This window comes from Paludisphaera mucosa (assembly GCF_029589435.1).
Classification (GTDB): Bacteria; Planctomycetota; Planctomycetia; order Isosphaerales; family Isosphaeraceae; genus Paludisphaera; species Paludisphaera mucosa.
Genome location: NZ_JARRAG010000001.1, coordinates 1,288,482 through 1,301,847 on the forward strand (window position 1 = coordinate 1,288,482; position 13,366 = coordinate 1,301,847).

Sequence of the window (13,366 nt, forward strand, 5' to 3'; positions counted from 1 at the left end):
AACATTGCTGCGCGGAGGGTCCGGAACGAAAACCGAGCGGGGGCGGGACGCCGACCCGGCCTGCATCGGTCGGGAGCGGGCGTCCGCACGGGCGAAGGCCGTCCTCTCCCCCTGGGTCGGCCGCCCGACGTACCGCGCACCACCTCTCCCTTGGCCAGCGCCCCGTTCCCACGCGCCCAGGTACGTGGGGTTGTCGACCATCGCGCACACCCGGTCCGCCGATTCCTGCCCATGCAAGCGACCCACTCGGATGAAAGCGCCGCGCTGTTCAGCGGCTACAAACTCGCGTCGTACGACGAGCTGTTCGGGCCGGACCGCACCCCGAGGCCGCATTACGCGCCGCTGTACGACCGCCTGATCAAGCTTGGGCCCGACGAGATCGAGCGCCGCCACAAGGTGGCCGACCTCACGATGCGCAACCAGGGCATCACGTTCACCGTCTACGGCCGCGACCAGGGGGTGGAACGGATCATCCCGTTCGACCCGATCCCCCGCCTGGTCTCCGCCGCCGAATGGGACGGGATCGAGCGCGGCCTGAAGCAGCGCGTCCGGGCCCTCAACCTTTTCATACGCGACGTCTACCACAATCGTTCGATCCTGAAGGATCGCGTGGTCCCCGCCGAGCTGATCTTCGGGGCGTCGGGTTATCGCCGCGACTGTCTCGGCCTGCGGGTGCCCAAGGACATCTACATCCACGTCTCGGGGATCGACCTGATCCGGGACGCGGCCGGCGAATATCTGGTCCTCGAGGACAACTGCCGCACGCCGTCGGGCGTCAGCTACGTGCTCAAGAACCGCCAGGTGATGAAGCAGATCTTCCCGTTCCTGTTCACCGAGTACAACGTCCGGCCCGTCGACGACTACACCGACAAGCTGCTCTCGGTCCTTCGCTACATCGCCCCCGACGGCTGCGACGACCCCACGGTCGTCGTGCTGACGCCCGGCATGTACAACTCGGCCTATTACGAGCACAGCTTCCTCGCCCGCCAGATGGGGCTCGACCTCGTCGAGGGCCGCGACCTCGTCTACGACCGGGGCCAGATCTTCCGACGCACGACCCGGGGCCTGCAGCGCGTCGACGTGATCTATCGCCGGCTCGACGACGACTTCCTCGACCCCCTGGCCTTCCGGCCCGACAGCATCCTCGGCGTCGCCGGCCTGATGGGCGCGTATCGCGCCGGCAACGTCGGCATGGCGAATTCGCTGGGGACGGGCGTGGCCGACGACAAGGGGATCTATCCCTTCGTCCCGGACATCATCAAGTATTATCTCGGCGAAGAGCCGATCATGAACAACGTCGAGACCTATCGGCCGCTCGTCCCGTCGCACCGGCAGCACATCCTCGAAAACCTGGAGAAGCTCGTCGTCAAGGCGGTGGACGCCTCGGGCGGATACGGGATGCTCATCGGGCCGGCGTCGACCAAGGCCCAGCGCGAAGAGTTCCGCCGCAAGATCGAGGACAACCCGCGCGGCTACATCGCCCAGCCGACCATCCAGCTCAGCCGCCATCCCACATTCATCGACGGCAGGCTCGACGGCCGCCACGTCGACCTCCGCCCCTTCGTCCTCTACGGCGAGGACGTTTTCGTCCTGCCCGGCGGCCTGACCCGCGTGGCCCTCCCGGAAGGCAGCCTGGTCGTCAACAGCTCTCAGGGCGGGGGCACGAAGGACACCTGGGTGCTCCACGGGTCCGGGGCCGACGGCCGCCGCGCCCCGGGACGGCCGACCCCCGAGGAAAGGTCCTGAGATGCTCAGCCGCGTCGCCGAAAGCCTCTACTGGATGGGCCGCTACATCGAGCGCGCCGAGAACGTCGCCCGCCTGCTCGACATCGGCCTGTTCATCGAACTCGACGCCGACCTGGGCGGCGGCGAGCGGTTCTCGCCCGTCGAGATCGCCCTGACGATCCTCGCCTGCCGCGACGCCTTCCCGCTCGACGTCGAGGCCCCCTCGCGGGACGCCGTGCTCCGCTTCCTCACCTTCGACCGCAGCAATACGCAGTCGATCCTCAGCATGATCGCCCGCGCCCGCGAGAACGCTCGCGGCACCCAGGAGGCGATCGGCGTCGACGTCTGGAGCGAGGTCAACCGGTTGTACCTCTTCCTGGGCGGCACCCGAGCCCAGCGCAAGTTCGTCCGGGGCCCATCGAGCCTGCTCAACACCATCAAGAATTCGTGCCTGCTCATCGACGGCATGATCCAGAACACCCTGCCGCGCGACGAGGTCTACCATTTCCTGGAGCTGGGACGGCACCTCGAACGTCTCGACGTCCTGTGCCGGATCCTCCGCGCCAAGTGTCCCATCTTGACCCAGCAGGTCGAGGGGACCGAGGCCGCGATGCAACTGGTGCGCTGGACGAGCCTGCTGCGGAGCTGCTCGGCCCACGGCCCGTTCCTCCGCTCCGAGCGCGAGCGCGTCGAGCCCGAGGGGGTCATCCGCTTCCTCGTGCTCGACCCCGAGTTCCCCCGGTCGATCCGCTACAGCGCGGCCCGCTGCCAGGAGTCGCTCGAGTCGATCTCCGGCGGCGACGACGACGCCTACGGCTGCGAGGCCGAGCGGATCCTCGGCCGCCTCGAGAGCGACCTCCGCTACCTCGACGTGGAGGAGATCTTCGACCGCGGCCTCCTCCGCTTCCTGGATTCGCTCCAGCACACCTGCCACCGCGTCAGCGACGAGATCCAGCGCTCCTTCTTCCTGATGTGAACCGAACGCCGAGGGGGCCGAACCGATATGCTGCTCCGCGTCCAGCACGAGACCAAGCTGACCTACTCGAACGACGTCTCCGAGACCGTCTTCGAGGCCCGCATGGGCCCCCCGTCCGAGGAAGACCAGACCTGCCTCGGCTATCGCCTGCGGATCACCCCCGGCGCGCCGGTGACGGTCTACCAAGACGGCTTCGGCAATCGCGTCGACCTGTTCAACGTCTACACGCCCTACCGCGAGCTGCTGCTGCGGGCGACCAGCGTCGTCCGCACCCACCGGGCGGCGGGCGGGCCCAAGCTGGCCGAGATCCCCTTCGAGCCCGAGTCCGAGGAATTCCAGGCGGTCGACGCACTCGAATACCGGCTCCCCAGCAAGCTCGTGAACCACAGCCCGGAGATGACCAGCTTCCTGGAGAGCATCCCCCGGCCGAAGGGCTCGGTCCTCGACGTCGTCGAGCAGCTCATGTCGGCCACGCGGTCGCGGCTCGTCTACGAGAAGAAGGTGACGTCGTCCCGGACCCCCGTCAGCGAGGCCCTGGCGCTGGGGCGCGGCGTCTGCCAGGACTTCGCCCATCTGTTCCTGGGAGCCTGCAGGGGCTTCGACCTGCCGGCTCGTTACGTCAGCGGATACATCCACGAGCCCGGCGAGATCGCCACCCACGCCTGGTGCCAGGTGTGGGCCGGCCGCAACGGCTGGGTCGACGTCGACCCGACCCGCGGCGAGATCGTCGGCGACGACTACGTGCGCATCGCGCTCGGCCGCGACTACGTCGACGTGCCGCCCAACCGAGGCATCTACCGCGGCCAGGCCGACGAGTCGATCAGCGTTGCGGTGAAGGTCGAGCCGATCACCCGCATGCCGACCGACTGGGGCGAGTGGTCCGAAGGCTCCGACGCCCCCTGGTCGGCCGCATCCTGGATCCAGTCGGAACGCCAGTCCCAGCGCGGGCGGATGACCCAGATGCAGTCGCAGTCGCAGGCGAACTTCCGGCAGCAGCAGGGCCAGCAGCAGCAACCGGACTGATCCGCCGTCTCAGACCTCGGCATCGTCCTGGGCGTTCGAGAGGCTCGCGTCGTAGCTGGTCCCGCGCCAGGCGACCTTGCCGGTGACGCACATCTGGATGGCGCGGATCAGGATGTAATCGGTCACCAGGTTGCCGAGCGGGAACGTGGCCACGTACCGCGAGCCGGGCACCGAGATGTCGTAGATGATCCGGAAGACCGCGTACATCAAGGCATGGTGCACGAGCGACAGCCCCAGGAGCCACCCGGAGAACGGCCCGCCGTGGCCGCTGGCCGTCAATCCGAGGGCGACCAGCAAGATCACGTGGCCGCTCTGGCAGAAGACGATCGGGTCGAGCAGCTTGAGGATCAGCCGCCAGGGCTTTCGATCGAATGCATCGAAAAGGATCCGGCTCCAGCCTCGCACCAATTGCCCGAGCGAGGCGTACATCCGACAGGTCACCAGCCCCTTGGTGAGGGCGAGGCGGATCGGCAGGCCCAGCCCCTTCACCTTGAAGGCCATGCCGATATCCTCGACGAACCGATCGCGCACCGCCCGGTGGCCGCCGGCCGCATCATACGCCTTGCGGGTCACCAGGATCGACTGGCCGTTGGCGAATGCGAGCTTCGACGAGTCGTCGTTGACCTTGCGAGGCGGGAACGACTGCATGAGCACGATCCCGGCCAGCGGCTGAATCACCTTTTCCCAGAAGGTCTCGCAGCGCAGCTCGGGGAGCAGGCTCACCATCGCCGCGTCGTTCGCGCGGGCGTATTCGAGCATCACCTTCAGGTACGGCGGCTCGTGCTTCGTGTCGGCGTCGAGGAACCAGAGCCATTGGCCGCGCGCCATCGCGGCGTGCTTGTGCAGGACGTAGGTCTTGCCGGTCCAGCCGGGGGGGAGGGACTCGTTCTGGACGACCCGGACGCGGTAGTCGGCCGCCTCGTGCCGCCGGGCGATCTCCAGGGTCCGGTCCTCGCTGCGGTCGTCGACGACGAGGATCTCCAGGTTCGGATAGTCCTGATCGCGGACCGCCGAGAGGCACGCGTCGAGCATCAGTTCCTCGTCCTTGGCCGGGATCACGGCCGAGACGAGCGGGGGATCGGCGACGTCCAGCCGAGGCGAGTCGGGCGTGAGGAATTCGCCGCGGCTCAGGATGATCTTGAGGGCGATCCAGCGGATCGGCCAGATGAGGATGATCCCGGCGTAGATCCAAAGGATCGTCGATTGCAGCGGAGTCATGCCGAGCCCTCATCGACGGCCGCCATGGGCTCGTCGAATCCTTCAAGATCATCGGCCCGCGGATAGGCCAGCTTGCCCAGCACCATCGCCGCCAGCCAGAACGGGGCGACGGCCTGCAGATTCGGGTCGAAGAGCAGGCCGTGCGCCAGTCCGAGGGGGAAGGCCGCCCAGCCGATTGCGACGGCCGCGACCCGCGAACCGAAAAAGCGAGCCCCTCGCGTCTGCGGATCCTCCAGCCGCTCGCGGCCGCCCGTGCGGCGTAGCACGAACATCGCGACGACGAACACGGCGAACAAGGAGCCGAAGAGCACCTTCTTCATCATCAGCGGATCGACGTCGAACGTGATCCCGCCCCAACGCCGCATGGCCAGGGCCGAGCCGAGGATGGAGAGGCCGTCGAGGACGAGAACGTTGAGCACCCAGGAACGGGTCTTCTCGAGCCATCGAGTCGAGGCGGGATCGAGAGCGTCCGGGGCCGTCTCAGGAGGAAGTGTCATGGCGTCCTTGCGGCCGCGAGGCCTGATGCTGGCGGTAGAGGCCGATGATCAACTCGACCTGCCCGATGGGTCGGCTCGTCGCGAGCGAGATCTCCTGGGGCGTCTTGCCTTCCTCGATCAGGGACCAAACCTCGCGATGCTTCTCGGCGAGTCCCGATCCGTCGTCCGCTCTCCCCTCGAAGCCCATGTCGGGGACCGAGATCAGCGGGAGGATCCCTTCCGCCGCACCGTGGTCGGCTTCGACCTCGGGGAATCGTGGGCGGCTGGGGTCGACGGCCCACTGCTCAAGCCGCCGGAGGTCGTAGGCGATTTGGACCAGTCGCTGCTGGGTCGCTTCGTGGGCCCGAGTCAGGCCGTCGAGACGCCGGACGAGGAACAGGCACGTCGCGGCCGCGAGGACCACCAGCGCCAGCAGGCAGGTCAGGCAGGTGGCGAGCCAGAAATACGAGTCGTTCATGTCGGCCGGTCCTTCCCTGGCGTCCGATCGGATCAATGGACGTGGGGGTGTTCCGGGGCCGGAGCCGGGGCCGATTCGGCCGCCTTTCTGACGTACGCGGCGCTCGCCGAGTCGAAGACGTCGCGGAGGGCCACGCCCCGTTCCGAGGCGATCCGCGCGCAGTCGTCGTACTCGGGGCTGAAGGTCGGCGGCCGGTTTTCCAGCCAGCCGAGCTTGCCGCGCACCACGCCGAACTCGGTCTCGACCTCGACGGCCTTCCGGCTGAGCTTGTGGCGGCTCACCGGGAACCGACGGATGCCCAGGGTCGTCGTCTCGCGGAACAGGATCGCCTCCATCGCCGGAATCTGGGCCTCGTCGCAGAGGACGCTCACCATGACGCCCGGGCGGTTCTTCTTCATCTGGATCGGCGTGGTGAAGACGTCGAGCGCGCCCGCTTCCAGCAATTTGATCGTCGTGTAGCCGACGACCTCGCCGGGAAGGTCGTCGAGGTTCGTCTCCAGCATGAACACCCGATCGCCGTTGGGCGACGTCGAAAGCACGCCGACGAAGATCCGCAGGACGTTGGCCTGGCCGGCGACCTCGCGGGTCCCCGCGCCGAGGCCGATCGCCTCGACGGTCAGCGAGGGCAGGGGGCCGAACCGCTCGGCGACGGTCGTGACGATCGCCGCGCCGGTGGGGGTCGTCATCTCCATCTCCACCGGCGAGTCGGCGAGCGGGACCCCCTTGAGGATCTCGGCGGTGGCCGGGGCGGGCAGGGCCATGCGGCCGTGCTCGGCCTTGATCCAGCCGCGACCCGGCGGCACGGCGCTGCACTCGAAACGGTCGACGCCGAGCAGGTCGAGCCCGACGGCCGAGCCGACGATGTCGATGATCGAGTCGACGGCGCCGACCTCGTGGAAATGGATCTTCGCCAGGTCGACGCCGTGCACCCGCGCCTCGGCCTCTCCCAACTTGAGGAAGATTCGCTTCGCCAGGTCCTTCTGCCGAGGGGTGAGGGCCCCCTTATCGATGATGGCTTCGATGTGGTGCCAGTGACGGTGGGCGTGCTCGTGGGGCGTCTCGACGCGGGCGTAAGTGGCCCGCATCCCGCCCCGTTTGACCGTCTCGAACGACAGTTCACCCGGCAAGCCGAGGCTCGTCACGGCCTGCTGGATCGCGCGGCCGTCGACCCCCGCGTCGACGAGCGCGCCCAGGGTCATGTCGCCGGAGACGCCGCTGAAGCAATCGAAATATCCGACGCGCACGTCCACGCTCCTCGTCCCATTTCCGTCCGCCCGAAGGAGTTCCATTCTAGCCTCCGCGACGCCGTCCGCAACCCGGGTACCGGCGGGCCTATTTTCTGGGACGGCCCTCTCCGACAATCGTCTTACTCGTGAAGACCCGGACGGATCAGGCGAGGACGCGATGGAACCGGAAGCGCTCGGACGACTGCTGGACCGCCACGCCGCCGCGTTGACGCTCTTCGCGCGTCAGCTCTGCGACGCGCCCGAGGACGTCGTCCAGGAGGCCTTCCTGCGGATGAGCGTCCTCGAGCGGGCGCCCGAGAACCCCGGCGCGTGGCTCTTCCGGGTCGTCCGGAACCTGGCCCTCGACGCCTCGCTCGCGGCCGGCCGGCGTCGCAAGCACGAGGCGAAGGCGGCCGCGAAAGCGGTCGCCTGGTTTGAGGACGCTCGGCTTCAAGGTCCCGATTCCGTCGACCCGGCCGAGGCCGAGCGCGTCCTGGCCGGTTTGCCTAGGGAGGAGCGCGAGGTCATCGTCGCCCACCTCTGGGGCGGGCTCACATTCGAGCAAATCGCCGAATCGTCCGGGACGTCGTCGAGCACGGCTCACCGCCTTTACGTCCGAGGCCTGGAGTCCATGAGAGAACGCCTGGGGGTGCCATGTCTCAACCGGAAGAAGCCGATCTGAAGGCGTTGGAGCGTTCGCTCGCCGACCTCGTCCCCGCGCGAAGCGGCCTCGATCGCGACCGCCTGATGTTCGAGGCCGGACGACGATCCGTGCTGGGCGCGCGCCGAACGAGCTGGATCTGGCCCGGGCTCGCCGCGTCTCTCGCCCTCGTCGCGGTCGGTCAGGCGTTCGTCCTTTCCAACCGCCCCGCGGCACGAGTCGTGATCGTCGCCGATCCCAGGCCCGCGCCGCCGCCGACCTCCGAGCCCGTCGTGATCCTGACCCGACGCGAGCCCGCCGCGACCGACTCGCTCGACACTTGGCCCCAGCCGCTCCGCACGCGCGGCTTTCGCCGCGAGGAAATCGACGACGAGCCGAACCTGCGACTGCTGACCGCGGCCCATTTCGGACCGCTGCCCGAGGACACCGTCGAGACCCTCAAACCCCTGCACGGCCGCAACGGCGACCTGCGTTCCATCCCCGGAGGACCGCTATGAAACGAGGTTGGCTCACGTCCTGTCTCATCGCCGCGCTCGCCGCGACCGCCCGCGGGGAGGAGCCGCCCAAGCCCGTCGAGAAGTCCTTCCTGCTCCACCCCGCGAAGCCGCCGACCCCGGCGCTTCGGATCCGCCTGCTCCCGTCACGCGAGGAGCAGATCGCCGGCGACGCCGCGCCCTTCTATCATCGGGCGCTGGAATCCCTGATCGGCCTGCGGCATCGCGAAGAGGTCCAGGCCATCAAGGAAAAACCGGCCGCGGCGACGACTTCCGCCTACGAGTCAGCCTATCTCTGGCTCACGGTCCCGCTCGACAAGCTCCCGAAGGCCGAGGCGGCGAAGCTCGTGGAGCGCCGGGATCGCGCGATCGAGGAGGCTCGACTGGGCTCGCTCCGCGAGACCTGCGACTGGGGCTTCCGACGTCGGAACGAGGGCTTCATGCTCCTCCTACCCGAGATCCAGGACACGCGCGAGCTGGCGACCTGGATCGCCCTGCGGGCCCGCCTCGACATGGAAGAAGGACGCATCGAAGACGCCCTTCGGAACGTGAAGACCGGCCTCAGCCTGGCGCGCGACGTCGGCCGCAGCGACAGCTACATCCAGTCGCTGGTCGCCGTCGCCTGCGGCAACCAGTCGCTCCAGGTTCTCGAGGAACTCATCCAGAAACCGTCCTGCCCCAACCTCTACTGGGCCCTGGCGTCGCTCCCCCGACCTTTCCTCGATATGAGTGGGCCCACGGAGGCCGAGGCGACGATGCTCAGCCAGGAGATCCCCATGCTGGGCAAGCTGGAGGGCGAAGTCTGGTCGATCGAGATGGCGCGCAGCTTCGCCGACGTCCTCGCGACGAAGCTCGGGATGATCCTCGAGGGCTGGCCGCGGTCGATGAGCACTTTCCAACGGCCCGCCCTCCAGGACTTGCCGGCGCAGGCCGGGATGCTCGTGTGGATCGCGCGGGACTACCACCGCGCCAAAGGCGCCCTGCTGGAGTCGGGCGTCGCCTCCGAGCGTCTCGCCGCGATGCCGATGATCCAGGTCGTCGGGATGGACTCGTACCGCACCTTCCAGGCTGGCCGCGACGACTTCGCCAAATGGTCCTACCTCCCCGCGTGGCAGGGAGCCAGGGGCTGGGCCGCGGCCGAGCAGGCGTTCTCCTCGAAGTCGCCCGGCATCCCCTTCCTGCAACTCGTCCCGGCGGCCCGAAGCGCGTTCGTCGCGACGACGAAGTTCGAACGACGTCTCGCGGTTCTGCAGGCCGTCGAGGCCCTCCGGCTCTACGCCGCCACACACGGCGGCGATCTGCCGACCCGGCTGGACGACCTGGTGGACTCGCCCGCCCCCTTCGACCCGGTCACCGGCGGTCCGTTCGCCTACAAGCGGGATGGCGATCGGGCTTTCCTGTCCGGCCCCGCACCGCTCGGCTATGAAAACGTCCCAAACTCGGCCGTCGCTTATGAAATTCGCATCGCCCGTTGAATCGGCACGTCCTACGGACACTCTCTCGAGAGGATGCTGACATGGAACATCGAATCGGCTTGCTCCTCGCCTGTCTGGTCGTCGTCTGCGGACCACCATCGACGACGGCCTACGGCGACGTGCTGGAGACGTTTCTCGACGATCAGGTGGCCGCCGTGTGTCGGATTCGGCTGGATCGCGTCGACGCCGTCAAGCTCGGCGAGGCGCTGGGCGACGCCGCAGCGTTCGCGAAGCCCTATGCGGCCTGGATCGACGCCCTGCGGAAGGCGGGCGCGCACGACCTGTACATCCTCGCGACCCTGGAGAACCTCCCCCCGAGGCCGTCCACGCAGCCGGTCGCCCTGGTGCCGCTCGTCGCCGGCGCGGACGCCCAGGCGATCGGGGCCTTGCTCTGCGGCGGCGCGGAGAAGGGGGGGCCGGCGGGTTGGACGACTTGCGCCTCGATCCGCGGGGCCGTCCTGGCGGGCGACGACGCGGCGCTCGATCGGGCGCGGAACCTCAAGGCCGTCGCGCGTCCCGACCTCGTCGCCGCGCTGGAATCCGCGGGCGACGTCGCCGCCGTCGCCGCATTCGCGGCGCCCGGCGATCTGCGTCGCGTCGTGGACGAGCTGACGACCGTGCTGCCGGCCGAACTGGGCGGCGGCCCCACCTCGATCCTCACGCGAGGCCTGAAATGGGCCACCGCGTCTCTCCAGATGGGGCCGTCGACGACGATCCGCCTCCTCGTCCAGGCCGAGGACGCCTCGGCCGCAAAGGAACTCGCCGCCGTCGGGGGCAAGGGAGTTCAGATCATGCTGGGATCGAAGGAGATCGGCTCGTTCGTCCCCCAGATCAAGAGCCTGGCCGAGGCGGTGAGCCCCCGGATCGACGATGACCGAATCGTCATCGACTTCGCGGGCGACGCCGCCTCCAGATGGGCCCGGGCCTTCGTCGACCCCATGGTCGAGGCGAATAACCGGGCGACCTGCATGAGGAACCTGATGCAGATCGCGCTGGCGATGCACAACTACCTCTCCGTGCACGGCACGTTTCCGCCGGCCTACCTCGCGGATGCGGCCGGGAAGCCGCTGTTGAGTTGGCGCGTGTTGATCCTGCCCTATCTTGAGCAGGACGCGCTCTACAAGGAGTTCCACCTGAACGAGCCCTGGGACTCGCCGCACAACAAGGCCCTCGTCGCCCGCATGCCCGAGGTCCTCGCCTGCCCCTCGAAGCGGGGGGGATCGCCGCCGGCGGGGACGACGATCTACAAGACGCCACGAGGCGCGGGGACGGCGTTCACCGGGCCCGTCGGGATCACGATCAAGGATGTGACGGACGGGACGTCCAATACGATCATGGTCCTGGAAACGCCCCTGGATCAGGCGGTCGTCTGGACGCGGCCCGACGACTGGGACGTCCCGGCGAATCTCGATCCCAAGGCCGTCTTGACGCGTCACCTCGGCGGAGCCCATACGGCGTTGATGGACGGCTCGGTCCGATTCCTCCGCGACGCGATCAGCGCCGAGACCCTGCGCTCGCTGCTGACGCCCGCCGGGGGCGAGGTGGTCGGCCCCGACTCCTGAGGTCGACCGTTTTCGACCCGTTCAGGCGTCGAGATACTCCTCGCTTTCCAGGCCGCGGATGTAGGCGAGGGCCTCTTCGAGCGTTTCGACGACGACGCCGGGCACGCGCCCGGCGTCGTCGCATTCGCGCAGGAGCTTTAAGTCCTCGGCGAACTCCGATTCGTCGATCTCCCGGCGCTGCTTGACGCCGAGGGCGCGGTAGCGATCGGCGACCAGGTCCATGTGATGCGCGATGAGCCAGAGGGTGCGCTCGGTGACGGCCCCCCGGAGCCCGTCGACGGCCGCGGCGACGTGGTCGCGGAGGTCGATCGCCTTGCCGACGTCGTGCAGGAGCGCGGCGAGGAGGAACTCCTCGTCGTAGGGCCGGGCGTCGCGGGCGTGCTGGAAGACCTGCAGGCTGTGATAGAGCGCGTCGCCCTCGGGATGCGTCTCCGGGTTCTGCTTGACCCCTTCGAGGGGCGTCAGCCGCAGCCGGTAGACGGCGAAGCGGTCGATCGCCTCGGCCAGCGAGGGAACGGGCGTCTCGTCGGCGGGCTCCGGGGGGGCCGCTTCGTCGCCGGACTCCTCCTCGTCCGCATCCTCCGCGCGCTGTTTCTGGAGGACGACGAGCTGTTCGCGGATCTCGTCGTCGGAGGGGAGGTCGCCGGGGCGCACGCGATGGCCGAGCACGGCGGCGGCCTTCCGCTTGGCGGCGTAGAAGTCGGCCTCGGTCGCGGCTTCGAGGCGGTCGAGCGGGATCGGGTCGTCCTTGGCGACGTCGAACGCGTCGAGCAGCCGGCGGGCCGCTTCGAGGGCGATCTGCCGGCGAAGCTTGAGGGTCGCGGCGCCGACGCGAAATTGTTTCTTGTATTTGTCGTGCATGGTCGTCGATTCTACCAAACGACACGCCCCGCAGGCTTCCCAGGTGGCAGCCGGCGGGGCGCAGGGATCGCGATTGCGACGATCGTCAGGTCAGGCCGTGAAGCCGGCCAGCTTGGCGACGAGGGCGTCGAGGATGGCCTTGAGCTTGTCGCCGACCCCGGGGAGCTCGACGGCCTTGGCCACCAGAGCCTTGAAGGTGTCGAGGTGATCCACGGTCACCTTGGCGACGGCGGCCTTGGCCTCGGCCGGCAACTTGTCCCAGAGCGGCTTGACCAGGTCCAGCTTCGACCCCAGGTCCGTGAGCTTCGGCGCGGCCGTCTCGGCGGTGGCGACGTCCTTGACGTCGACGAGCGCCTGGGTCGCGCCGGTGTAGACGTCGCTCAGGCTCTTCGTGACCTCGTCGACCGAGGGGATCGTGACGGCGGCGTCCGTCGGGGCGGGTGGGATCTTGGCCGTGTCGACCGGGGCCGGGGGCGTCACGTTGGGTCGGTTCATCGGCGGGGGGACGGGGACCTCGGGGAGCGGGCCCTCCGCCGGGGACTTCAGGAAGAACCACGCGGCCGCGCCGATCAGGCCGAGCGCCACGACCGGCAGCAGCCAGGAGGGAACGCCCGCGTCGGGGACCTTGGGCGTCGGCACGCCGGGGATCGAGGGCATGTCCGCCAGCGACAGGCCGGCGGGCAGCGCCTTGGTGATGTTCGCCTTCTCGGTCGTGAAGAAGCTCGTCAGGTTGGCGGGGCTCAGGCCCCCCTTCCCCTTGAGCTGGGCGGCGATGGCGCTCAGGATGATCGGGCCGAGGTACGTCATCAGCGTCTTCATCGCCGTGGCGCCGAGGCCCGAGAACTTCGACAGGATGTTGATCAGCGTCGAGAGGTTGGGGCCGAGCAGCGACCCCAGGATGTCGCCGCCGGCGGGGGGTGAGACCGAACCGCCCGAGGACGGGGCCTTGAGGGACGCGATGACGTCGGTCCCCTCGAAGTTCCGCAGCGCCCCGAGCAGGCCGTCGAGGCCCTTCCCCGTCAGGACCGAGTTGGCGAGGACCGACAATACCGACGGCACCGCCGCGCCGGCGGCCGCCTGCGTCTTGTCTTCGGGCTCACCGATGGCCGCGCTCAGCTTGCCCAGGACGTCTCCCGAGAGCTGATTCTTGATCACGTCGACGATACTCACCGTGGAAAACTCCTCGAAGAG

13 protein-coding genes are annotated in these 13,366 nt (G+C 68.7%); 7 read left to right on the forward strand and 6 right to left on the reverse strand.

The features are described from left to right. Nucleotides 1-231 precede the first annotated feature (231 nt). From PZE19_RS05160 to PZE19_RS05170, 3 genes are read left to right on the forward strand one after another with little or no spacing between them, the layout of a single operon-like run. Nucleotides 232-1,746, forward strand: coding sequence for a circularly permuted type 2 ATP-grasp protein (locus tag PZE19_RS05160; protein ID WP_277859503.1), 1,515 nt, complete (start codon nt 232-234; stop codon nt 1,744-1,746). A gap of 1 nt (nt 1,747) precedes the next feature. After that, nucleotides 1,748-2,701 (forward strand): alpha-E domain-containing protein, encoded by a 954-nt coding sequence (locus tag PZE19_RS05165; RefSeq protein ID WP_277859504.1) that lies wholly within the window; start codon nt 1,748-1,750, stop codon nt 2,699-2,701. 27 nt (nt 2,702-2,728) lie between these two features. Further along, nucleotides 2,729-3,724 carry a transglutaminase family protein gene (locus PZE19_RS05170; protein ID WP_277859505.1) on the forward strand — a complete coding sequence of 332 codons (996 nt, stop codon included), beginning with the start codon at nt 2,729-2,731 and terminating at the stop codon, nt 3,722-3,724. Nucleotides 3,725-3,733: 9 nt separating this feature from the next. On the opposite strand, the gene PZE19_RS05175 is transcribed toward PZE19_RS05170, so the two are convergent. The 4 genes from PZE19_RS05175 to larC form a co-directional block, all read right to left on the reverse strand. Next, a complete protein-coding gene (locus PZE19_RS05175) occupies nt 3,734-4,942 on the reverse strand; it encodes a glycosyltransferase (RefSeq protein WP_277859506.1) in 1,209 nt (402 codons plus the stop codon). Further along, entirely contained in the window at nt 4,939-5,361 is a 423-nt protein-coding gene (locus PZE19_RS05180; RefSeq protein ID WP_277859507.1) for a hypothetical protein, read from the reverse strand. Before PZE19_RS05180 ends, PZE19_RS05175 begins: the two co-directional genes overlap by 4 nt. A gap of 61 nt (nt 5,362-5,422) precedes the next feature. Continuing rightward, the gene (locus PZE19_RS05185; RefSeq protein WP_277859508.1) at nt 5,423-5,896 is read right to left on the reverse strand and encodes a hypothetical protein; all 474 of its coding nucleotides are present in this window, start codon (nt 5,894-5,896) and stop codon (nt 5,423-5,425) included. A 32-nt stretch (nt 5,897-5,928) separates the two neighbouring features. After that, a complete protein-coding gene (larC, locus tag PZE19_RS05190; protein WP_277859509.1) occupies nt 5,929-7,140 on the reverse strand; it encodes a nickel pincer cofactor biosynthesis protein LarC in 1,212 nt (403 codons plus the stop codon). 160 nt (nt 7,141-7,300) lie between these two features. On the opposite strand from larC, the gene PZE19_RS05195 reads away from it, so the two are divergent. From PZE19_RS05195 to PZE19_RS05210, 4 genes are read left to right on the forward strand one after another with little or no spacing between them, the layout of a single operon-like run. Next, entirely contained in the window at nt 7,301-7,804 is a 504-nt protein-coding gene (locus PZE19_RS05195; protein ID WP_277859510.1) for an RNA polymerase sigma factor, read from the forward strand. Further along, the gene (locus PZE19_RS05200; protein WP_277859511.1) at nt 7,777-8,280 is read left to right on the forward strand and encodes a hypothetical protein; all 504 of its coding nucleotides are present in this window, start codon (nt 7,777-7,779) and stop codon (nt 8,278-8,280) included. The genes PZE19_RS05195 and PZE19_RS05200 overlap by 28 nt, the downstream gene beginning before the upstream one ends. Continuing rightward, the gene (locus tag PZE19_RS05205) at nt 8,277-9,752 is read left to right on the forward strand and encodes a hypothetical protein (RefSeq protein WP_277859512.1); all 1,476 of its coding nucleotides are present in this window, start codon (nt 8,277-8,279) and stop codon (nt 9,750-9,752) included. The genes PZE19_RS05200 and PZE19_RS05205 overlap by 4 nt, the downstream gene beginning before the upstream one ends. 41 nt (nt 9,753-9,793) lie before the next feature. Beyond that, entirely contained in the window at nt 9,794-11,314 is a 1,521-nt protein-coding gene (locus tag PZE19_RS05210; protein ID WP_277859513.1) for a DUF1559 domain-containing protein, read from the forward strand. A 21-nt stretch (nt 11,315-11,335) separates the two neighbouring features. Here the strand turns inward: PZE19_RS05210 and PZE19_RS05215 are convergent, their stop codons facing one another. Next, nucleotides 11,336-12,175, reverse strand: coding sequence for an HD domain-containing protein (locus PZE19_RS05215; RefSeq protein ID WP_277859514.1), 840 nt, complete (start codon nt 12,173-12,175; stop codon nt 11,336-11,338). A gap of 90 nt (nt 12,176-12,265) precedes the next feature. Then, nucleotides 12,266-13,345, reverse strand: coding sequence for a DUF937 domain-containing protein (locus tag PZE19_RS05220; protein ID WP_277859515.1), 1,080 nt, complete (start codon nt 13,343-13,345; stop codon nt 12,266-12,268). Nucleotides 13,346-13,366: the final 21 nt, after the last annotated feature.

Bases quoted from the DNA above. Each gene is read 5' to 3' on its own strand.
- PZE19_RS05160 (WP_277859503.1), top strand. From the start codon at position 232: ATGCAAGCGACCCACTCGGATGAAAGCGCCGCGCTGTTCAGCGGCTAC.
- PZE19_RS05165 (WP_277859504.1), top strand. From the start codon at position 1,748: ATGCTCAGCCGCGTCGCCGAAAGCCTCTACTGGATGGGCCGCTACATC.
- PZE19_RS05170 (WP_277859505.1), top strand. From the start codon at position 2,729: ATGCTGCTCCGCGTCCAGCACGAGACCAAGCTGACCTACTCGAACGAC.
- PZE19_RS05175 (WP_277859506.1), bottom strand. From the start codon at position 4,942: ATGACTCCGCTGCAATCGACGATCCTTTGGATCTACGCCGGGATCATC.
- PZE19_RS05185 (WP_277859508.1), bottom strand. From the start codon at position 5,896: ATGAACGACTCGTATTTCTGGCTCGCCACCTGCCTGACCTGCCTGCTG.
- PZE19_RS05195 (WP_277859510.1), top strand. From the start codon at position 7,301: ATGGAACCGGAAGCGCTCGGACGACTGCTGGACCGCCACGCCGCCGCG.
- PZE19_RS05200 (WP_277859511.1), top strand. From the start codon at position 7,777: ATGTCTCAACCGGAAGAAGCCGATCTGAAGGCGTTGGAGCGTTCGCTC.
- PZE19_RS05205 (WP_277859512.1), top strand. From the start codon at position 8,277: ATGAAACGAGGTTGGCTCACGTCCTGTCTCATCGCCGCGCTCGCCGCG.
- PZE19_RS05210 (WP_277859513.1), top strand. From the start codon at position 9,794: ATGGAACATCGAATCGGCTTGCTCCTCGCCTGTCTGGTCGTCGTCTGC.
- PZE19_RS05215 (WP_277859514.1), bottom strand. From the start codon at position 12,175: ATGCACGACAAATACAAGAAACAATTTCGCGTCGGCGCCGCGACCCTC.